Source organism: Stenotrophomonas sp. 107298_Sma (genome assembly GCF_056480345.1).
In genome coordinates, this window is record NZ_CM151094.1 from 2,152,031 (window position 1) to 2,171,814 (window position 19,784).

16 protein-coding genes are annotated in these 19,784 nt (G+C 66.8%); all 16 read right to left on the reverse strand.

The window, feature by feature from the left end; genetic code table 11:
• Positions 1-37: 37 nt before the first annotated feature.
• The 16 genes from ACZK2G_RS10040 to cheY all read right to left on the reverse strand — a co-directional run bounded on the left by ACZK2G_RS10040 (position 38) and on the right by cheY (position 19,776).
• On the reverse strand, positions 38-2,305 hold the full coding sequence (locus tag ACZK2G_RS10040; RefSeq protein WP_478475422.1) for a methyl-accepting chemotaxis protein: 2,268 nt from the start codon (positions 2,303-2,305) through the stop codon (positions 38-40).
• A 738-nt stretch (positions 2,306-3,043) separates the two neighbouring features.
• Positions 3,044-5,425, reverse strand: a complete 2,382-nt coding sequence (locus ACZK2G_RS10045) for a methyl-accepting chemotaxis protein (protein ID WP_136639676.1) — start codon at positions 5,423-5,425, stop codon at positions 3,044-3,046.
• 101 nt (positions 5,426-5,526) lie between these two features.
• Positions 5,527-5,910: a hypothetical protein gene (locus ACZK2G_RS10050; protein ID WP_135273515.1), complete on the reverse strand. Its 384-nt coding sequence runs from the start codon at positions 5,908-5,910 to the stop codon at positions 5,527-5,529.
• 136 nt (positions 5,911-6,046) lie between these two features.
• A complete protein-coding gene (locus ACZK2G_RS10055; protein WP_136639677.1) occupies positions 6,047-6,538 on the reverse strand; it encodes a chemotaxis protein CheW in 492 nt (163 codons plus the stop codon).
• A gap of 151 nt (positions 6,539-6,689) precedes the next feature.
• Positions 6,690-7,463: a flagellar brake protein gene (locus tag ACZK2G_RS10060; RefSeq protein WP_295379979.1), complete on the reverse strand. Its 774-nt coding sequence runs from the start codon at positions 7,461-7,463 to the stop codon at positions 6,690-6,692.
• A 157-nt stretch (positions 7,464-7,620) separates the two neighbouring features.
• Positions 7,621-9,858: a methyl-accepting chemotaxis protein gene (locus ACZK2G_RS10065; protein ID WP_478475425.1), complete on the reverse strand. Its 2,238-nt coding sequence runs from the start codon at positions 9,856-9,858 to the stop codon at positions 7,621-7,623.
• A gap of 393 nt (positions 9,859-10,251) precedes the next feature.
• Positions 10,252-12,246, reverse strand: coding sequence for a chemotaxis protein CheA (locus ACZK2G_RS10070; protein ID WP_478475426.1), 1,995 nt, complete (start codon positions 12,244-12,246; stop codon positions 10,252-10,254).
• Between the two features lie 45 nt (positions 12,247-12,291).
• The gene (locus tag ACZK2G_RS10075; RefSeq protein ID WP_005409521.1) at positions 12,292-12,657 is read right to left on the reverse strand and encodes a response regulator; all 366 of its coding nucleotides are present in this window, start codon (positions 12,655-12,657) and stop codon (positions 12,292-12,294) included.
• A complete protein-coding gene (locus tag ACZK2G_RS10080; RefSeq protein ID WP_046984312.1) occupies positions 12,654-12,962 on the reverse strand; it encodes an STAS domain-containing protein in 309 nt (102 codons plus the stop codon). The genes ACZK2G_RS10075 and ACZK2G_RS10080 overlap by 4 nt, the downstream gene beginning before the upstream one ends.
• 81 nt (positions 12,963-13,043) lie before the next feature.
• Entirely contained in the window at positions 13,044-14,303 is a 1,260-nt protein-coding gene (locus ACZK2G_RS10085; protein WP_478475428.1) for a chemotaxis protein CheW, read from the reverse strand.
• Positions 14,300-15,082: a ParA family protein gene (locus ACZK2G_RS10090; protein ID WP_478475430.1), complete on the reverse strand. Its 783-nt coding sequence runs from the start codon at positions 15,080-15,082 to the stop codon at positions 14,300-14,302. Before ACZK2G_RS10090 ends, ACZK2G_RS10085 begins: the two co-directional genes overlap by 4 nt.
• A gap of 4 nt (positions 15,083-15,086) precedes the next feature.
• Positions 15,087-16,103 (reverse strand): flagellar motor protein MotD, encoded by a 1,017-nt coding sequence (gene motD, locus ACZK2G_RS10095; protein WP_478475432.1) that lies wholly within the window; start codon positions 16,101-16,103, stop codon positions 15,087-15,089.
• Between the two features lies 1 nt (position 16,104).
• Positions 16,105-16,845 carry a flagellar motor protein gene (locus ACZK2G_RS10100; RefSeq protein ID WP_046984316.1) on the reverse strand — a complete coding sequence of 247 codons (741 nt, stop codon included), beginning with the start codon at positions 16,843-16,845 and terminating at the stop codon, positions 16,105-16,107.
• A 101-nt stretch (positions 16,846-16,946) separates the two neighbouring features.
• Positions 16,947-18,776: a chemotaxis protein CheA gene (locus ACZK2G_RS10105; RefSeq protein ID WP_046984317.1), complete on the reverse strand. Its 1,830-nt coding sequence runs from the start codon at positions 18,774-18,776 to the stop codon at positions 16,947-16,949.
• Positions 18,777-18,778: 2 nt separating this feature from the next.
• Positions 18,779-19,384 (reverse strand): protein phosphatase CheZ, encoded by a 606-nt coding sequence (locus ACZK2G_RS10110; protein WP_046984318.1) that lies wholly within the window; start codon positions 19,382-19,384, stop codon positions 18,779-18,781.
• A complete protein-coding gene (cheY, locus tag ACZK2G_RS10115) occupies positions 19,384-19,776 on the reverse strand; it encodes a chemotaxis response regulator CheY (protein WP_006365466.1) in 393 nt (130 codons plus the stop codon). Before cheY ends, ACZK2G_RS10110 begins: the two co-directional genes overlap by 1 nt.
• Between the last annotated feature and the right edge of the window lie 8 nt (positions 19,777-19,784).

Genomic DNA, 19,784 nt, shown 5'->3' on the forward strand with positions numbered 1-19,784 from the left:
CGGCAGAGGCGGCGGCCGAAGCCGCCGCGGGTGGGTCTCAGAATTCCTGCCAGTCGCTGTCGCTGGCGACGAAGGTGCTGGCGTTGCTGCTGCGACGCAATGGTGCCGGTGCGGGCTGCGGACGCGGCGCGACCGCTGCAGTGGTGGCTGGCTCGATGCGGGCGGCCACGGCCTTCACTGCGGCCGAGACCTGGTTGTCGAGGCGGAAGATCGCAACTGCATCGGCCAGCTGCGCGGCCTGGTCTTCCATCGCGCGCGCGGCAGCGGTGGCTTCTTCCACCAGCGCAGCGTTCTGCTGGGTGGTTTCGTCCATCTGCACCACGGTCTGGTTGACCTGCTCGATGCCGGCCGACTGCTCCTGCGACGCTGCGGAGATCTCGGCCATGATGTCGGTCACGCGCTGCACCGAAGCGACGATCTCGCCCATGGTGCTGCCGGCCTGGTGCACCAGGCTGGAGCCTTCGGCGACCTTGCCGACAGAATCATCGATCAGGCCCTTGATCTCCTTGGCGGCAGCGGCCGAGCGCTGGGCGAGGGTGCGCACTTCGCTGGCGACCACGGCGAAGCCGCGGCCCTGTTCACCGGCACGCGCAGCCTCCACCGCGGCGTTCAAGGCCAGGATGTTGGTCTGGAAGGCGATGCCGTCGATGACGCTGATGATCTCGGCGATCTTCTTCGAGGAGGCTTCAATGGCCGACATGGTGTTGACCACCTGGCCGACCACGCTGCCACCCTGCGAGGCCACACCCTGCGCGCCGATGGCGAGCTGGTTGGCCTGGCGGGCATGCTCGGCGTTCTGGCGCACGGTGGAGGTCAGCTCTTCCATCGAGGCCGCGGTTTCTTCCAGGTTGGCGGCCTGCTGCTCGGTACGGCGCGACAGGTCGCTGTTGCCCGACGCGATCTCACCAGCGGCGAGGGTGATGCTGGACGTGCTGGCCTGGATCTGGCCGACGATCTGGGTCAGCTGGGTGACGGTGGTGTTGGCGTCGTCACGCATGCGCGCGAACACGCCCTGGTAATCACCATGCATACGCGCGGTCAGGTCGCCTTCGGCGATGGCCGACAGCAGCTGCGAGAGCTTGCCGAGGTTGTCATCGCTGACCGCCATCATCGCGTTGAGGTTTTCCAGCATCAGGCGGAAATCGTGATCGAAGCGCTGCGCGTCGCCACGACGGCTGAAGTCGCCTGCGGCGGCGGCACTGGCCAGTTGCTTGATCTCGGCGTTGATGCGGCCGAGGTTGGCCTTGACCGTGTCGACGGTGGTGGTCATCGCGGCCTTCTCGCCGGGGTAGCGCGCGATGTCGCGGCTCAGATCGCCCACAGCGTACTGCTGCACCACCTCCAGTACATCGTGCAGGGTCTGCACATGGCCGCCGACCAGGGCGTTGGTTTCCTGCACCATCAGCCCGTACTCGCCGGGGAAGGCGCTGGCATCGATGCGGTAGCTCAGCTCGCCACCATCGTGGCGCCGGGCCATTTCGCGCTGGCCGCCGATCACCGCGTGCAGCTGCTGCTGCATGCCGGCCATCGCTTCCAGCAGGCGGCCGGTTTCATCATGCGGCTGCGGGCCGATATGGCTGTCGAGCTTGCCGGCGGCGATGCCTTCGGCGACGGCGGTGGCCTGCTTCAACGGCACGGCGATGCGGTTGCCGATGACCCAGCTCAGGGCCAGTACGATCAGCACCAGCACGCCGCCGGAGAGCGCCATGATGGCGGTGAACACCAGCGCCTGCTTCTGAACGTCATCCATGTAGACGCCGCTGCTGATCACCCAGTTCCAGGGTGCGAACAGGCTGGCGTAGGCCACCTTCTCGACGTCACCCTTGCTGCCCGGCTTGGCCCAGCGGTAGTTGACGAAGCCGCCGCCGGCCTTGGCCGCCTCGACCTGGTCGTAGTAGATGCGCACGCCGTCGTCGGTGCGGAACTCCTTCATTTCCTTGCCGACCAGGTCCTTGCGGAACGGGTGCATCAGCAGGCGATAGCCGGTGTCGTAGACGTTGTAGTAATAGGTGTCGTTCTCGGCGCGCATCACTTCCAGCGCCTGCAGGGCGGCGGCCTTGGCAGCTTCCTCGCTGAGCTCGCCGGTACCGGCCAGGCGATGGTAGTGCTGGAGGATGCCGTCGCTCAGTTCGACCTGGGTCTTCAGCGCAGTCTTGCGGGTCTCGGTCAGGTCCAGGTACTGCATGCGGGCGGCGATCACCGACAGCGCGATCACGCCGAGCGCGATGAGCAGCGTCAGCAGGTTGAGCTTGCGCCGGACGGAGAGGTTGCTGAAGTAGTGTTGCCAGCGATGCAGGAGATTCATCGAGCAGGACCAGGTTGAAGCAGGCGGGCGGCGCCGAGCCGGTCGCGACGTGATACGCCGTGACAACCCCGTTATCGGCCGCGGGGGCGGGGGATTGAGGTGCAGTGTCCGAACGTATTCAGGTTTCCTTGCAGCGGCGGCTGCGGCGCTGCCTGCGGCAGGCTGGTTTTGAAGCAACAGCAACAGCAACGGCAACGGCAGGTCATGGCGAGGGGTTGCTACGGGTTGGCCGGGTCGGGGTGGGCAGGCAGGACATGCCGTGAACCCATCCATGGGGGCTCGATGGCGCCATCCATGGCGCCAACGGTCCTGCCTGCCCGCCCCGACCCGGCCCGCCAGGGCTTCACTTCGGCGGACGGCAAGAGCGTTGGGTTTCCAAGTGGAAAGAGGGGTCAGATCCGTTTTCCGCAGGAAAACGGATCTGACCCCGGACGCGACCTGGCTTTTGCTTTTTGCTCTTTTCTTTTCAATCCGGGGTGGACGCGCACGGAAAGTGTCCCTGGCCGGGAGGGTGAGTTGCGCAGGGGCGTGAGCCGCATGGATACGGCGACCGAGCTTACATGGACGTACTTGCAGCGTCCCCTGCGCAACCCATCCTCCCGGCCCAAACGAAGGAAATCCGCCGCTCTCCGCGACCACCCCGAGGGGCTCCGCCGTTGGCTGATATCCAGATACCCCGTAAACGAAAACGCCCCAGCACAGGGCCAGGGCGTTCTCGTGCGTCAGGTCAGGCGGGCATCAGAATTCCTGCCAGTCTCCATCAGCCAGTTCGGTGGCCATCGGGCGGCCGCCTGCAGTGCGTCGGGCCGGTGGGGCGACCGCAGCCGGTGCGACCGGTGCGGCGGCACGTGGTGCCGGCGCTGCAACTGCCTTGCGCGGAGCGGCCACGACCTCGGCTTCGTCGACCACGAAGATCGACACGGCCTCGCTGAGGTGCCCAGCCTGTTCTTCCATCGCACGTGCGGCGGCGGTGGCTTCTTCCACCAGCGCGGCGTTCTGCTGGGTGGTCTCGTCCATCTGCACCACGGTCTGGTTGACCTGCTCGATGCCGGCCGACTGCTCCTGCGAGGCGGCGGAGATCTCGGCCATGATGTCGGTCACGCGCTGCACCGAGGCGACGATCTCGCCCATGGTCGCGCCGGCCTTGTGCACCAGCGCCGAGCCGTCGTTGACCTTGCCGACAGAGTCGTCGATCAGGCCCTTGATCTCCTTTGCGGCAGCGGCCGAGCGCTGGGCGAGGGTACGCACCTCGCTGGCGACCACGGCGAAGCCGCGACCCTGTTCGCCGGCACGTGCGGCTTCCACAGCGGCATTCAGTGCCAGGATGTTGGTCTGGAAGGCGATGCCGTCGATGACCGAGATGATCTCCGAAATCTTCTTCGACGAGGCCTGGATGGCCGACATCGTGGTGACCACCTGGCCGACCACATCGCCGCCCTGCGAGGCCACGCCGTGCGCACCGATCGCCAGCTGGTTGGCCTGGCGTGCATGCTCGGCGTTCTGGCGAACGGTCGAGGTCAGCTCCTCCATCGAGGCAGCGGTTTCTTCCAGGTTGGCGGCCTGCTGCTCGGTGCGGCGCGACAGATCGCTGTTGCCCGAGGCGATTTCGCCGGCGGCCGAGCTGATCGCACGGCTGGACTGCTTGATGCGGGTGACGATCTCGCTCAGCTGCGCAGCGGTGGCGTTGGCATCATCGCGCATGCGGGCGAACACGCCCTGGTAATCGCCGTGCATGCGCACGGTCAGATCACCCTGCGACAGCGCGGCAAGCAGGCCGGAGATCTGTTCGATGCTGCCGGCATTGGCGTCGAGCAGGCCGTTGATCTGCTGGGCCAGCTGCAGGAAGAAGCCTTCCTTGTCGTTGGCGTCGATGCGGCCGGACAGGTCGCCGGCCGCAGCCTGGGCAATCACGCGCGCAACTTCGGCTTCGACCTGCGCTTCCTGGGTGCGGTCGCGCCACTCCACTACGTAGCCAACGGTATCGCCGCCTTCGTTGCGGATGGTCGACACCACCTGGGCGAACTGGGCGTCGCCGTACTGCATCGGACGACGGGCAACGCCGTGCGCCTTCAGGTTGCCCAGCAGAGTCTGATCCATCTCGCCACGGTGCTCGAGCACGGTGACCGGCTTGCCGACCAGCGAGGCCTGCGCATCGAAGTCCGGCAGGTCGCGGCGGACCTCGTCCTGGTACTGGGTCAGAGTCTGCTGCAGGGCGCGATTGCTGTAGACGATGGTGTTGCTGGTGTCGGTCAGGTACACGCCGGTCGAGCTGTAGTCCAGCGCGGTGCGGATGCGCAGGTTCTCGCGGGCGATGGCCTGGTCGGTTTCGGTGCGCTCGCGCAGGTCGCGCTGCATGCGCTGCATGGCCTGCATCAGCTCGCCGACTTCGTCCTTGCGGCTGACATCGATATGGCCATCAAGCTTGCCACCGGCCACATCATTGGCAACCGAGACGGCGCCACGCACGCTGCCGACCAGGGCGCGGGCGAACAGCCAGACCAGCACCAGGCCAAGCGCAGCACCGCCCAGCAGGGCGATCACGGTCAGCACGGCCGAGGCGGCGTAGGTTGATTCGGCCTCATCGCGCGATGCGCGGGCGAGGCGGTTGTCTTCGGCAATCAATGCTTCCAGTGCAGCGCCGGCCTTGCGGTGCTTGGCGCGGGTCTCGCCGACGAAGGTATCGATCGCATCGTCGGGCAGGTCCAGCTCCAGCATCTCGGTGACGCTGTCATAGGAGGTCAGTGCCTCCTTCCATTCCTTGGCGAAGGTATCGAACAGCTTCTTCTGCTGCGGGTTGTCGACCAGCGCCGGATAGCCCTTGATCGACTTGTCCATGCTTTCGCGCAGTTCAGTGGACTGCTTGCGAGCATCTGCCTTGACGTCGTCGCTTGCGCGGATCAGCTGCTGGTAGGCGGCGTTGCGGTACTCGCCGAGCATGCCTCGCATCTCGCCGGCCATGCGGATGCTCTCCATGCGCGAACCGGCCAGCTCGGTGGTGACGTTGTTCAGCGAGTGCAGGCCACGGTAGGCGACGATGCCCTGCAGCAGCATCACCAGCAGGAGAACGCCGAAGGTCAGCATCAGCTTCGGCATCAGTTTCAGGTTGTTGATCCACGGCATGGGCGTTGCGATCTCCTAAGGCAGACGCGTCCGGGCATCGGGCCCGGTTGCAGCAGAAACCACGCCGGCACCAGGTCCGGCGTGGTTCGACGAACGGCGGATTACTTGATGTTGGCCAGCTTCAGGCTTGCCGGCGAGCTGACTTCGATTTCAGCACGCGAGGCATCGCGCTGGATCTTGCCGATCACGCACACGGTCTTGCCTTCCAGGGTTTCCAGCGGGAAGGAGAACTTGCCGCGGTTCTCGCCGGCGATGCGCGCCGAGAAGGTGTGGCGCGGGAATGCGCCGCCCATGTACAGGAAGGTCGGCTGGCCTTCGGAACCTTCTGCGTAGCGGGCCTTTTCGACCTTGCCACAGACCATGCCGTCCTTGCCGACCGAACGCGGTGCCATTTCCGGCGGGATCATGTCGGCCGACTGGGCGAAAGCGGAGGCGGCAGTGGTGGCCAGGACAGCGGCCGAAACGAACGCAAGCAGGGACTTCATCGAGGTGTATCTCCGGGGATGGTGATGGTCGTTCCGGTCCTGCGCGCTCCTGCGCGGCCGGCTTCTGTCCCCCTATCGGCACTGCCGCGGGGAACTGAAGGGTTTTGTGACCAGAACGTGAAGCAGGTCCGCTGGTTCAGGCGGCGGCGTCTTCGACCAGGCTGGCCTGGCCCATGTCGGCACTGTCGAGAAGGGTCTCGATGTCCAGCAGGATCAACATGCGGTCATCCTGGGTGCCGATGCCGGAAATGAAGCGGGTATCGACGGCAGCGCCGAATTCCGGGGTCGGGCGGATCTGCTCGGCAGACAGCGGGATCACGTCGGAGACGCTGTCCACGACGATGCCGACCACACGGTCTTCGACGTTCAGCACGATCATCACGGTGAAGGCGTCGTAGCGGGCATTGTCCAGGCGCAGCTTCAGGCGCAGGTCGATGACCGGCACGATGGTGCCGCGCAGGTTGATCACGCCCTTGATGTAGTCCGGTGCATCCGGTACGCGGGTGACCGCGTCGTAGCCGCGGATTTCCTGCACCTTGAGGATGTCCACGCCGTAGTGCTCGGCACCGAGGGTGAAGCTGAGGAATTCGCCACCGGCGCTGGCGGTGGTGCTGGTCTTGTCGTTCATCGAGGGGTCCTGGTTCTGCCGGAAGTCCCGGTGTCAGGCTCGATATCGGCCCCTGGGTGGGGGACTTTAGGTATCCGGCACTCCCGGGGAAGGAGACAGATCCCTTTTCAGGGAAAAGGGATCTGACCCCGGCATGCGCGCCGGTGTTGCCCTACAGTTCGCCGTTGCGGCGCGCCTTGCGCTGGCGGTCAATGCGGAAGATGTAGCGCTGGATGGCGCTGTCGCCGCCACGCGGCAGGCCGTCGAAACGCATGCCCACGCGCTTGACCTCGATGCCGTTGGGCTGGCGTTGTGGCAGCAGGTTGCAGACCACCAGTTCGATCTCCAGGTCCGGGCCGTCCGGCAGTGAGAGCAGGGCCGGGTAGCGCTTCTGCAGGCTGAATACCGCGCAGTCGGTGGGCACTACCACGGCCAGGCCGCCGCCACTGATATCAACCACCCGCATTGACAGCGTACCGCTGCGGTCTTCTCCGCAGGGCAGCTGCAGCTGCGGCGAGTCGGTGACCGGGGTTTCCAGCCGGTACAGTTCCCGCCGTTGCAGGTGTACCAGCTCGTCCGGCAGCGGGGCGCGGAATGCCACGTGGCCGTCATTGTCCACGCGCTGCAGTGCCTGCAGCCGGAAGCGCACCAGCACGCGTTCAAGCTGGGCGAAGCACAGAAGGTGGTCGGCCTGCTCGGCGGCGCGGTTGGACGCTTCCTGCGGACTGCCATCGAGCAGCAGGGTGTCCTCGTCTTCATCGAGCTCAAGCAGCGCAGTCGGGAACGATCGGTCGCGGCCGTCGATATGCGCGTTGATCAGTGATCGCTGGTCGATCAGCGATCGCAGCAACTGCCGCAGCTGGCGCGGGTTGCGGACCAGGAAACGTTCGTCAGCGGCGTCGGCCGCGTGGACATCGTGCACTGCAGTGTCGTTGCCGTCGGACATGGAATCTACGGTCAAGGGTGGGCGCCAGCACGCGTTGGCGCGTGGCTCGATGGGGATATCGGCCACTGTGCAGGATTATGAAGTGAGAATTGCATCACTTTCCACGTGCGAGGGGTCGGATCCCTTTCCCTCAGGAAAGGGATCCGACCCCGTTACCTCAGAACTCCTGCCAGTCGCCCTCGGCGGCCAGTGCCGGCTGTGCCGCCGACGCACGCAGTGCGCGCTTGGCAGCCGGCGCAGCGGTCGCCACCTGGCGCGGAACCGGTGCCGCAGCCAGGCGCGTCGGCGCGGCCGTCGTACCTTGCGAGGCCAGGCGGAAGCGGGCAACCGCTTCGCCCAGCTGCACGGCCTGGTCTTCCATCGCGCGTGCGGCGGCGGTGGCTTCCTCTACCAGTGCGGCGTTCTGCTGGGTGGTCTCGTCCATCTGCACCACGGTCTGGTTGACCTGCTCGATGCCGGCGCTCTGTTCCTGCGAGGCCGCGGAGATCTCGGCCATGATGTCGGTCACGCGCTGCACCGAGGCGACGATCTCGCCCATGGTGCTGCCGGCCTGGTGGACCAGGCTGGAGCCTTCGGCGACCTTGCCGACCGAGTCATCGATCAGGCCCTTGATCTCCTTCGCGGCGGCGGCGGAGCGCTGGGCGAGGGTGCGCACCTCGCTGGCGACCACGGCGAAGCCACGGCCCTGTTCACCAGCGCGTGCGGCTTCCACCGCGGCGTTCAGCGCCAGGATGTTGGTCTGGAACGAAATGCCGTCGATGACCGAGATGATCTCGGCGATCTTCTTCGAGGAGGCTTCAATGGCCGACATGGTGGTCACCACCTGGCCGACCACGTCGCCGCCCTGCGAGGCCACGCCGTGCGCACCGATCGCCAGCTGGTTGGCCTGGCGGGCATGCTCGGCGTTCTGGCGAACGGTCGAGGTCAGCTCCTCCATCGAGGCGGCGGTTTCTTCCAGATTGGCTGCCTGCTGTTCGGTGCGGCGCGACAGGTCGCTGTTGCCCGAGGCGATCTCGCCGGCGGCGAGGGTGATGCTGGAGGCGCTGGCCTGGATCTGGCCGACGATCTGGGTCAGCTGCGCGACGGTGGTGTTGGCGTCGTCACGCATGCGTGCGAACACACCATTGAACTGCCCATCCATGCGTGCGGTCAGGTCGCCGGCAGCGATCGATTGCAGCAGCTGCGACAACTGGCCCAGATTGCCGTCGGCCACCTGCATCATGGTGTTCAGCTGCTCGATCATGACCTTGAAGTCATGCTGGAAGCGCTGGGCATCGCCGCGCTGGCTGAAGTCGCCGGCTGCTGCAGCGGCGGCCAGCTGCTGGATCTGGGTGTTGATCGCGAGCAGGCTGGCCTTGGCGGCATCCATCGACTCGTGCAGGATCGCGCGGCTGCCCGGCAGGCGGCGTGCGTCCGGTGCAAGATTGCCGATCGCGTACTGGTTGAGCACGTCGATGGCATCGCGGATCGCATCCAGGTGTTCGAAGATCACCGTGTTGATGCCGCCGGCCAGCTGGCCATACACGCCCGGGAAGTCCTCCGGGATGCGGTGGCTGATATCCGGACCGGCATGCATCTGCGCCATCAACTGGGTCTGCTCGGAGAAGCGGCGCAGCATCGAGGTCATCTCGGCCGTGGCGGCCAGCATCTTGCCGGCTTCGTCCTTGCTGGTGGCCTGGGTGCTGACACTGAGATCACCACGGGCGACGGCCTGGATCGCGTGCACGGCCTTGCCCAGCGGACCTGTGACAGCGCGCGAGATGACCATGGCCAGCGCGGCGGCCACCAGCGACAGCAGCACGATGCAGCCGATGATGGCGATCATGCTGGTGCGGTGGGTGGCATTGGCATCGGCGATCTTGGCATCCATCAGGCCGGCGATGTGGGTGCCGAGGGTCTTCATCGCAGCGAACAGGTCACGGCGTGCCGGCCGCGACTGTTCGTCGGAGATCTGCCGCGCCAAAGCGCCATCGCCAGCGGCGACCGCTTCGCGCATGGCCTTGTTGGCGGCGAAGTAGCGGTCCAGCTGCACGTTGGCCGCGCCATACAGCTCGCGCTCCTTGGCCAGTGCAGGCAGTGCCGAGTAGGCGGCCAGTTCGTCGTGCACGGCCTTGGCGGTGTCGTCCATGCGCTTGTAGTAGTCGGCCACCTTGTCCGGCTGGTCGAGCATGCTGAGCAGCGCCAGCTCGTAGGTGCGGAATTCGCCCAGTTGCGAGCGTGCCTCGCCGAGGTGCTGCACCGAGGGAATATCGTTGCTGGCCATCTCGCCCAGTTGCTTGTTGGCCTCGTTGAGCCGCAGCAGCGCGAATGCACCGAGGACGAGGGTCATCAAGGTGGTGAGGGTGAACCCCACGGCCAGCTTGCGGGCGATGGGCAGATCTTGGAACCACTTCATGCAGGGTGCTCCAGGTGGGCAGGATGCCGGCGTCGTTGCGTCGGCTGGGGGTGGTTGCAGAGCGAACGGTGGTGCCCGGTGGGGGTTCGGTGACGGCCGTCAAAGCGAGATAGCGGCGTGCTGCGGGCGGACTTTATGGACGCAGATCACATTCGGTTGCGTAGGGATGACGGCGCGAAAGTGCTGCGGCGGCGCGGCTTGCGCTTCGGTGGCGTGGTTGCGAACGAAACCAGTGCGGCGACGGAGTTCACGGAATGGGTTCGGGGGCGGATTGGGGTCAGATCCCTTTTCAAAGAAGAGGGATCTGACCCCCAGCCACACATGGTCGGCGCACGCGCAAAGAAAAACCGCCGCCCCGAAGGGCGGCGGTTCAGTGCACGCATGCGGTGTGGATCAGGCGGCCTGCGGCATCCGCAGCGAGCGCACGAGGCCACCGATGTCGACGATCAGGGCCACGCGGCCATCGCCGAGGATGGTGGCACCGGACACCCCGCCGATGCGGCGATAGTTGTTCTCGATGTTCTTCACCACCACCTGCTGCTGGCCGACCAGCTCGTCGACTTCCAGTGCGATCTTCTGGCCATCGCCTTCGACCACCACCACCAACGATTCGCTGCCGGGAGCGCGGTTGCCGTAGCCGTAGTACTCGCTCAGCGACAGGATCGGCAGGTATTCGCCACGCACGCGCAGCACACGGCCTTCGCCGGCCATGCTGCGGATGTCCTCGGGCTGCGGCTGCAGTGCCTCCAGCACGTACGCCAGCGGCAGGATCAGGGTTTCGCCGGCCACCGCCACGGTCATGCCATCAAGGATGGCCAGTGTCAGCGGCAGGCGGATCAGTGTGCGAGTACCGGTACCGAGGCCGCTTTCGATCTGCACTTCGCCACCCAGTGCCTGGATGTTGCGACGGACCACATCCATGCCGACGCCGCGGCCGGACAGGTCGGTGACCGCGTCTGCAGTTGAGAAGCCGGGCTGGAAGATAAGGTCCCAGACCTGCGAATCGGTCGGGTTGTCCGGTACGGCCAGGCCGCGCTCGCTGGCCTTGGCGAGGATCTTGGCACGGTCCAGGCCGCGGCCGTCGTCGCTGACTTCGATGACGATGTGGCCGCCCTGGTGCGATGCCGCCAGGGTGATCGTGCCGGTCTCGTCCTTGCCCGCATCACGTCGCACGTCCGGCATTTCCAGGCCGTGGTCGATCGAGTTGCGCACCAGGTGGACCAGCGGATCGGCGATCTTCTCGATCAGGCCCTTGTCCAGCTCGGTGCCTTCGCCGACGGTGCGCAGGCGGACCTGCTTGCCGAGGCGGCCGGAGAGGTCGCGGACCAGGCGCGGGAAGCGGCGGAACACTGCATCGACCGGCAGCATGCGCACGCCGATCACCGCTTCCTGCAGGTCGCGGGTGTTGCGTTCAAGCTGGTCCAGGCCGGCGAACAGGCTCTCGGCGTGGACCGGGTCCAGTGCGTGCGAGACCTGCTTGAGCATGGCCTGGGTGATGACCAGTTCGCCGACCAGGTTGATCAGCGCATCGACCTTGTCGACGCTGACGCGGATCGAGGTTTCCGCTTCCTGGCCGCCACCACCGCTGGCGGCAGGAGTGGTGGCCACGGCCGGTGCAGCAACAGCTGTGGAAGGGGGAGCAGCGGATGCGGTCGGGGCCTGCGTGGCCAGGCTCGGCGGTGCGGCCGGACGGATGTCCAGCTCGCAGTCGTCCAGTACCCAGGCGAAGGTGTCTTCAATCTTGCTGCGCGGCACTTTGCAGACCAGTCCGAGATCCCACGCCAGATGAGCCTCGAGCGGGTCGAGCTGGGCGAAGCCGGGCAGGCGTTCCATGCGCGCAGCCACCTGCAGCGAACCGAGGTGTTCCAGTTCGCGGATGATGCGCAGTGGATCGTTGCCGCTCATGAACAGCGACGGTGCCGGGGTGAAGCCGATCTGCCAGGCTTCCGGCGTGTCGTCCACCTTGGCAGCCGGGGCGGCCGGGGCGGCAGCTGCGGCTTGTCCGGAAAGAACTGCTTCCAGGCGCGCCTTCACCGCGGCGACAGCGGCGGGATCGGCGGCCTGGCCGTGTTCGGCTTCGCGCAGCAGGGCGCGCAGCACGTCCACCGAAGACAGCATGGCGTCGACAGCGTGGCCTTCCAGCGCCCGCTTGCCTGCACGCAGCTCATCGAGCAGCGTTTCCAGCACGTGGGTCAGGCCGGCAATCGCATCGAAGCCGAAGGTGCCGGCGCCGCCCTTGATCGAGTGGGCAGCGCGGAACACCGAATTGATGATCTCCGCGTCCTGTTGCCCCGATTCCAGGGCCAGCAGGCCAGCCTCCATCGCGTCGAGGCCTTCGCGGCTCTCCTCGAAGAAGGTGGCGTGGAAGCGTTGCAGGTCCATGCTCATGGCAGTGGCGATCCGGAAGCGAAGAGGGGGAGCAGTGCGGGGCGATCAGCCCAGCACTTTCTGCACGGTGGCGACGAGCTGCTCGGGATTGAACGGCTTGACCAGCCAGCCGGTGGCACCGGCGGCCTTGCCTTCGGACTTCTTGTCCGCGGCCGATTCGGTGGTGAGCATCAGCAGCGGGGTGAACTTGTAGTCCGGCAGCTGGCGCAGTTCGCGGATCAGCGCGATGCCGTCCATGTTCGGCATGTTGACGTCGGTGACCACCGCATTGAAGCGCTGGCCCTTTGCGCGACCGAGCGCGACCGCGCCGTCTTCGGCTTCTTCGACGGCAAAACCGGCCGAGGTGAGGGCGAAGGAAACCATCTGGCGCATCGACGCCGAATCGTCCACCACCAAGATACGTGCGCTCATGCAGCGTTCTCCACAGATTTCAGGTTGTCATGGGTTGCGTCCAGGCCCAGGGCCTGGGTGACGCCAAGCAGGCGTGCGGCATCACGGAAGGTTGCGGTGCAGCCGTGGAAGCCGGTGCCGAGGCCTGCCTCGCGGCGCGCCTGCACGAACGCACACAGCACCTGCACGGCGGCCGTGTGGATGCGGGTGACCTGGCTCGCATCCAGGGTCAGCTCGCCTGCCTCTGCCACCAACGGCGAAAGGCGGTTCTTGAGCTCGGTGCTGCTCTCGATGCCGAGATCCTCACCCAGTTCGACAATGCTCATGGTTGCTCCGGACAAACGGTTCCGTGATCCATAACGGCACCCCGGCGGGGTTCTTTAGAGGAATCGGCGCGGAACGCCGACTCAGCTCAACAGCTGCGTGGCATCGAGCAGGATCATCGGCCGCTGGCTGACCCGGGCAACGCCACGGAACAGATCATTGGAAATCTGGCAGATGCGCGCCGTATCAGGCGGCTCGATCTGCGAATCGGTGAGGTTGGCGACGTCTTCCACGGCCGACACGCGCAGGCCGATGGTCTCGCCGTTTTCCTCCAGCACCACGATGCGGGTCTGTGCGTCGTCCTCGGCAGCGGTTGCACCCAGGTGCAGGCCCAGGTCCATTACCGGCACCACCTGGCCGCGCAGGTTCATTATCCCCAGCATGGCCGGGGCGGTACCGCGCAAAGGCAGCAACGGTACCGGCAGGACCACTTCCTGCACCTTCAGCAGTTCCAGTGCATAGGCCTGGGCACCACAACGCAGGCGCAGCCAGCGCGAGGTGCGCTCGCCGGCGCGGCGGTTCTGCGGATGCGGGCTGCTGGCCGGGCGGTGTGCCTGCGCCTGCAGTTCCTGCCAGGTGCCAGGTCGATTGCCAGCGGGAGCGTCTACCGCCACGCGCGGTGGCGGTGCTGCTGCAGCCGGTGCAGGGGTGGGGCGTGGTGCAGGCGCCAGTGCTGCAACCGTGGCGGGTGGTGGCGTGGCCACGTCCTCGCCACCGGAGGCCGCCTCGAATGCGGCCTGCAGGCCGGGGCTGTCGGTGTGGGCGAGGCGATGGCTGTCGGCAGGATCGGTCTCGTAGATCACTTCATCGGGCAGATCGTCCCAGGTCGGCTCCGGGCCGGCCTTTGCGGTGGCCGCAGCCGGCGCAGGAGCGGTCTCGTGAATCACTTCGTCCGGCAGGTCATCCCAGGTCGGCTCGCGTTGCGTGGCGGAGGCCGGTGTAGCGGCAGCCTCGAAAGCGGCTTGCAGTGCGGCGTCGTCCATTGCAGGGGTAGCGGCGACGGCTTCGGTCTCGTAGATCACTTCGGCCGGCAGGTCGTCCCAGGTGGGCTCGCGCTCCGGTTCGGCTGCGCTCGCAGGGCGTGGCCCGGTGCTACCCGGTGCAGAGGCGGCCTCGAAGGCGGCTTCCAGCGCGGCGTCGTCCACGGCAGGGGCAGCGGTGACGGCTTCAGTTTCGTAGATCACTTCGGCTGGCAGGTCATCCCAGGTCGGTTCGCGTTCCGGTGCCGCTGTGCTCGCTGGGCGTGCCCCGGCATTACCCGGCGGCGCGACGGGTGGCGCCACAGCGATCGCCTCGCCCAACAGCTCGTCCAGATAGTCGTCCAGTACGCCGGTGCTGTTCATGCGGCCTGCTCCAGGGCGCGGGCATCCTCGCCGAGGATCCAGTTGAGGGCGCGACGGTACGCAGCCAGGCCGCGGCCCGGGTAGTCCTCGCCGACGCTCGGCAGGGTCAGGCCGGCGGCATTGCTGATGCGAGTGTCGATCGGAATCGCGTCTTCCCATACGCGTGTGCCATGACGATCCTGCATGGTGCGCAGCGACTCGTTGCCAGCGCGGGTGCGGCGATCGAACAGGGTCGGCAGGATCGAGATCGGCAGCGGGCGGCGCCGCGAGCGCTCGACCATCTCGCCGGTGCGGACCATGCCGTCCAGTCCATGCAGCGCCAGCGGTTCGGCCTGGGTCGGGATGATCAGGCGGTCGGCCGCAGCCAGTGCATTGATCATCAGCAGGCCGAGGGTCGGCGCGCAGTCCAGCAGGATGTAGTCGTGCTGTCCCTGATGGCGGGCAAGCGCGTTCTGCAGAGCCAGGCCGAGGCCGGGCTGGTTGGCGCTGCGCCGCTCCAGCGTGGCCAGCGCCGACTGCGCACAGACGTAGTCCAGGCCGTGGATGCTGCTGGCGTGGCACAGGCTGGACAGATCGACCGGCGGCGCACCGAACAGTTCCAGCACGCCGGCCGGCGGTGGATCCACCGGTACGCCGAAGGCACGGCTGAGCGAGGCATGCGGATCGAGGTCGATCAGCAGCACGCGGTGGCCCATTGCAGCCAGGCCACGGCCGAGGGCGAGGGTGGTAGTGGTCTTGCCGACTCCGCCCTTCTGGTTGGCGATTGCCCAGATGCGCATCGGTTTACTCCTTCATTGCCGGGGGAACGGCGGCGCCGACACGGCTGCCAGCCGGCACCGGCGGCAACTTCACCGGTGCGATGGGGGAGGTGGGGGCGGTAGCCGGAGTTGCGGCGGCTTGTTCGGTGTCGGTGCTGTTGGCAGCGCCGGTTGCGGCGTTCAGGCGCTGGCCCAGCGGATCGATTGCGTGGGTGGTATCGGCCAGGATGATGACCATCACCCGGCGGTTGCGGTTGCGACCCTGCGCGCTGTCGTTTTCTTCGCGCGGGCGGAACTGGCCGTAGCCGACCATCGCCAGTCGCGAGGGCTGCACGCCCTGGTCGGCGAACAGGTGCACCACGCTGGCAGCGCGACCGGCGGACAGTTCCCAGTTGGACGGGAAGGTGGCGGTGGCGATCGGCACGTTGTCGGTATGGCCTTCCACGCGCACGCTGTTGGGTACATCGCGCAGTACGTCGGCCAGGCTGGCCAGGGTCTGCCGCGCGTGCACGTCCAGCGCGGCCGAGCCGGTCGGGAACAGGATGTCGCTGTTGATCTCGACTTCGATCCACAGCTCGGTGCGACGCACGCTGATCATGCCGCGGTCGATCAGCGGCGCCAGCGCGGCGGTCAGACGGTCGGCGATGCTGCTGAGCTGGCGCTCGGCGCGCGCGATCTGTTCCTGGTTGTGCACCGACACGGGCATGCGCATCTGCGAGGCCATCGATGGCAGCAGCGTCGGGTCGTGCGACGGCGCAGGCGCCGAGGGCCCGATCTTGGTGCCGGACTTGATCACTGAGGGACTGTCCCAGCCGCCGCCCTGCACCTGCTTGTTGCCGACCTGCACCGGATTGATGGTGCGCGGCGCGCCACCGAAGGCATCGGTGAGCGCGTCGGCCATGATCCGGTACTTGCCCTCGTTGACCGAGGAGATCGCGTACATGACCACGAAGAAGGCGAGCAGCAGCGTCATCAGGTCGGCATAGGGGATTGCCCATGCTTCATGGGCGGCGTGCTCTTCGTGGTGCTTGCGGCGGGCCATGTCAGTGCAGGAAGCCGGAGAGGTTGGTTTCGATGTTGCGCGGGTTCTCGCCCTGGGCGATCGAAATCAGGCCTTCGATGACCATTTCGCGATCACGGGTGTTGTGCGAGATCACACTCTTGAGCTTGGCGGCGATCGGCAGGAACAGCAGGTTGGCCGAGGCGATGCCGTAGATGGTGGCGGTGAACGCGGCGGCGATGCCATGGCCGAGCTTGCTCGGGTCGGCGAGATTCTTCATCACCGCGATCAGGCCGAGCACGGCGCCGATGATGCCCAGCGTGGGCGCATAGATGCCCATCGCCTCGAAGACCTTGGCGCCGGCCTGGTCCTGGTGCTCCTGGCTTCCCAGTTCGATTTCCAGCATGTGCCGGATTGATTCGGGCTCGACGCCGTCCACCAGCAGCTGCAGTCCCTTGCGCAGGAACGGGTCCTGCTGTGCTTCCACCTGTGCTTCCAGGCCAAGCAGGCCCTGGCGGCGTGCGATGTTGCTCCATTCGACAATCTGCTGGATCAGTTCGCGGCGGTCGCTGTGCGGCGGTCGCACGACCCAGCGCACGATCTTGAAGGCGTGCTTGAACACGGCCGGCGAGGTGTGCAGCAGGATCGCGGCGACGGTACCGACGATGACGATCACGAACGCGGCAGGCGACCACAGCGACGCCAGGCCGGCGCCCTTGAGGATGCTGCCGCCGACCAGCGAGGCCAGGGCGAGAAAGAGTCCAATGAGGCTGAGTCTATCCATGGGTCCGGTATCGGCTTGTGTGAATGGGACTTGAGACACCGGGAGGTCGTGTACAGACGGTAGTCACAGTTTTCGGGTCGCCGGGCATGGCCCGGCGGGCTTCAGCGCAGTCCGTCCACGTCCAGGATCAGGGCCATGCGACCATCGCCGATCAAGGTTGCACCCGCATAACCAGCCAGGCCACGCAGCGCCTTGGGCAAGGGTTTGATGACCACTTCCTCGCGCCCTCGCACCTGGTCCACGACCAGGCCGAACCGGGCTTCACCGGCCTGCAGCACGACGATGGTCAGCAGCGGCGAGGCGGCCGGCGTCACATCCAGCCACTGGCGAAGATCGACCAGCGCCAGGGTATGCGAGCGGCGGTCGAGCACGGCACGTCCATCGAACCAGCCCAGCGAGGTGCGCGGGGCGTGCAGCACTTCCATCACGCGTGCCAGCGGCAAGGCGTAGACGTCCTCGCCGGCCTGCACCAGCAGGGTCGGCAGGATCGCCAGGGTCAGCGGCACGCGGATCAGGAAGCGACTGCCGCGGCCCAGTTCCGACTGGATCTGGATCTGGCCGCTCAGTTCGCGGATGCGCGACTGCACCACGTCCATGCCGACACCACGGCCGGAGATATCCGTGACCTGCTGCTTGGTCGAGAAGCCGGGCAGGAACACCAGGTGCAGGCATTCCTCGCTGCTCAGGCGGGCAGCGGCTTCCGGATCGATCAGGCCCTTCTCGCGTGCCTTCGCGCGCAGCTTTTCCGGATCGATGCCGGCGCCATCGTCCTGTACTTCGATGCTGACGTAGTCGCCTTCCTGCTGGGCCGACAGGCGCACGTGGCCCATCCGAGGCTTGCCCTGGGCTTCACGCAGCTCGGGCGTTTCCACGCCATGGTCGATGGCGTTGCGGACCAGATGCACCAGCGGGTCGGCCAGGGCTTCGACCAGGTTGCGGTCGAGCTCGGTCTCGGCGCCGATCAGCTCAAGGTCCACTTCCTTCTTCAGCGAGCGGGCAACGTCGCGGGCGACCTTGGGGAAGCGCGAGAACACCTTGCCCACCGGCTGCATGCGGGTACGCATCACCGCCGACTGCAGGCGTGCGGTGGCGATGTCCAGCGTGGATACCGCACGGTCCAGCTCCTCGTCGCGCAGGCGCGCACGCAGGGTCTTCAAGCGATTGCGTGACAGCACCAGTTCGCCGATCAGGTTGACGATCGCATCCAGGCGCTTGGTATCCACGCGCACGGTGTGCTCGGCTTCGGCCAGTGGCTTAGCGGGCGGCTTGGCCGCCGGTGCGGGTGCGGGTGCGGCTGGGCGTGGCGCGGGCGGTGCCGCCGGCACCGCGGCGACCGGTTTGGTGCCGGGTGCGGCGCCACCGTGCAGCTGGTCGAGCAGGGCTTCGAACTCGTCTTCGCTGATCAGGCCGTCGTCGGCCTTCTTCGCCGGTGCGACCGCGGTCGGGGCATTGCCGCCGTGCAGCTGGTCGAGCAGGGCCTCGAACTCATCGTCGGTGATCAGGTCACTGCCACCGGTGGCGGGCGCAGCGGCGGCCGCCGGGGCGGTGGCGCCACCGTGTACATCGAACTGCGCGATCAGCTCGGGGGGCGCGTAGCCCGGTTCGGTACCCGAGGACACTGCATCCAGCATCGACTGCAGGTAATCCAGCGATTGCTGGGCGGCATCGAAATGGTGGGCCTGCAGCACCGCCTGGCCGGCGCGCGCGGCGCCGAGGGCTTCTTCGGCGGCGTGGCACAGTTCAACCATGGCCGTCACGCCAAGGAAGCCGGCGCCACCCTTCAGCGTGTGGTAGCCGCGGAACACCGCATTGAGCTGGTCGCCGTCCTGGGGTGCCTGCTCCAGCGACACCAGCTGTTCGCCCAGGCGATCCAGGATTTCCTGCGCCTCGATGATGAAATCGGCAGTGATGTCGTCGGATACCGCGCTCATGCTTACAGCCCCAGATCCGACAACAGGTCGTCGGCGTCGTTCTGCGAGACCGCGTGGCGGTCCAGCCCCTTCAGTGCCGGCCCGGCCAGTTCCGGGTCGGAGCGATGCTGTTCCGGCGGCAGGCCGAGTGCGCCGAAGCCTTCGTGCACGCGGCGCACGATGCCGACCACGCGACGGATGATCTGCCCGGTCAGGTCCTGGTAGCTCTGGGTCAGAGCGATCTCGGTCAGGTTATGGCGGATGCGCTCGAGCTGCGCGTCCTGGCCAGGCTGCAGGCCTTCGGCGCGCAGCTGTTCGGTCAGGCTGCGGCATTCCTCGGCCAGGTCCAGGGTGCGGTGGGTGGCCTGTTCGGTCATCGCCACCACGTGGTCCAGGCGCGCGCAGGCGTCGTCCAGTTCGCCGGCTTCGTCAGGCACGGTCGGCAGCTCACCCAGCGCCTGTCCCAGCTCGCGGGCCAGCCGCGAAAGGCCGCTCATCATCGGCTGCGTGCGCAGTGCGACCAGCCCGTCGATGCGCTGCCGCCACGCGGCTTCGTCACCGGACTCGAGTGCGTCCAGGGCTTCCTGAAGGCGCAGGGCGAGGGCGTTCCTGTCGACCGTGGTATCCATCAGGCGCTGGCCGCCAGGCGTTCGAAGATCTTGCCGAGCTTCTCTTCCAGGGTCTGCGCGGTGAACGGCTTGATGATGTAGCCGTTCACGCCGCTCTGGGCGGCTTCGATGATCTGCTCGCGCTTGGCTTCGGCCGTCACCATCAGCACCGGCAGTGTCTTCAGCTTGGCATCGGCGCGGATCGCCTTGAGCAGTTCGATGCCGGTCATCACCGGCATGTTCCAGTCGGTGACCACGAAATCGAACGGCTGGCTCTGCAGCAGCGACAGCGCGGCATGCCCGTCCTCGGCTTCGGCGGTATTGGTGAAGCCCAGATCGCCCAGCAGGTTCTTGACGATCCGACGCATGGTCGAGAAGTCGTCGACGATCAGGATGCGCATGTTCTTGTTCAAAGCAGAGT

What these genes read in the sequence shown, in the direction of transcription:
- ACZK2G_RS10075 (WP_005409521.1), bottom strand. Translation starts at nt 12,657, where the DNA reads ATGAGCGCACGTATCTTGGTGGTGGACGATTCGGCGTCGATGCGCCAG.
- ACZK2G_RS10045 (WP_136639676.1), bottom strand. Translation starts at nt 5,425, where the DNA reads ATGCCGTGGATCAACAACCTGAAACTGATGCCGAAGCTGATGCTGACC.
- ACZK2G_RS10040 (WP_478475422.1), bottom strand. Translation starts at nt 2,305, where the DNA reads ATGAATCTCCTGCATCGCTGGCAACACTACTTCAGCAACCTCTCCGTC.
- ACZK2G_RS10065 (WP_478475425.1), bottom strand. Translation starts at nt 9,858, where the DNA reads ATGAAGTGGTTCCAAGATCTGCCCATCGCCCGCAAGCTGGCCGTGGGG.
- ACZK2G_RS10050 (WP_135273515.1), bottom strand. Translation starts at nt 5,910, where the DNA reads ATGAAGTCCCTGCTTGCGTTCGTTTCGGCCGCTGTCCTGGCCACCACT.
- ACZK2G_RS10060 (WP_295379979.1), bottom strand. Translation starts at nt 7,463, where the DNA reads ATGTCCGACGGCAACGACACTGCAGTGCACGATGTCCACGCGGCCGAC.
- ACZK2G_RS10110 (WP_046984318.1), bottom strand. Translation starts at nt 19,384, where the DNA reads ATGGATACCACGGTCGACAGGAACGCCCTCGCCCTGCGCCTTCAGGAA.
- ACZK2G_RS10105 (WP_046984317.1), bottom strand. Translation starts at nt 18,776, where the DNA reads ATGAGCGCGGTATCCGACGACATCACTGCCGATTTCATCATCGAGGCG.
- ACZK2G_RS10080 (WP_046984312.1), bottom strand. Translation starts at nt 12,962, where the DNA reads ATGAGCATTGTCGAACTGGGTGAGGATCTCGGCATCGAGAGCAGCACC.
- ACZK2G_RS10070 (WP_478475426.1), bottom strand. Translation starts at nt 12,246, where the DNA reads ATGAGCATGGACCTGCAACGCTTCCACGCCACCTTCTTCGAGGAGAGC.
- ACZK2G_RS10085 (WP_478475428.1), bottom strand. Translation starts at nt 14,303, where the DNA reads ATGAACAGCACCGGCGTACTGGACGACTATCTGGACGAGCTGTTGGGC.
- ACZK2G_RS10090 (WP_478475430.1), bottom strand. Translation starts at nt 15,082, where the DNA reads ATGCGCATCTGGGCAATCGCCAACCAGAAGGGCGGAGTCGGCAAGACC.
- ACZK2G_RS10055 (WP_136639677.1), bottom strand. Translation starts at nt 6,538, where the DNA reads ATGAACGACAAGACCAGCACCACCGCCAGCGCCGGTGGCGAATTCCTC.
- motD (WP_478475432.1), bottom strand. Translation starts at nt 16,103, where the DNA reads ATGGCCCGCCGCAAGCACCACGAAGAGCACGCCGCCCATGAAGCATGG.
- ACZK2G_RS10100 (WP_046984316.1), bottom strand. Translation starts at nt 16,845, where the DNA reads ATGGATAGACTCAGCCTCATTGGACTCTTTCTCGCCCTGGCCTCGCTG.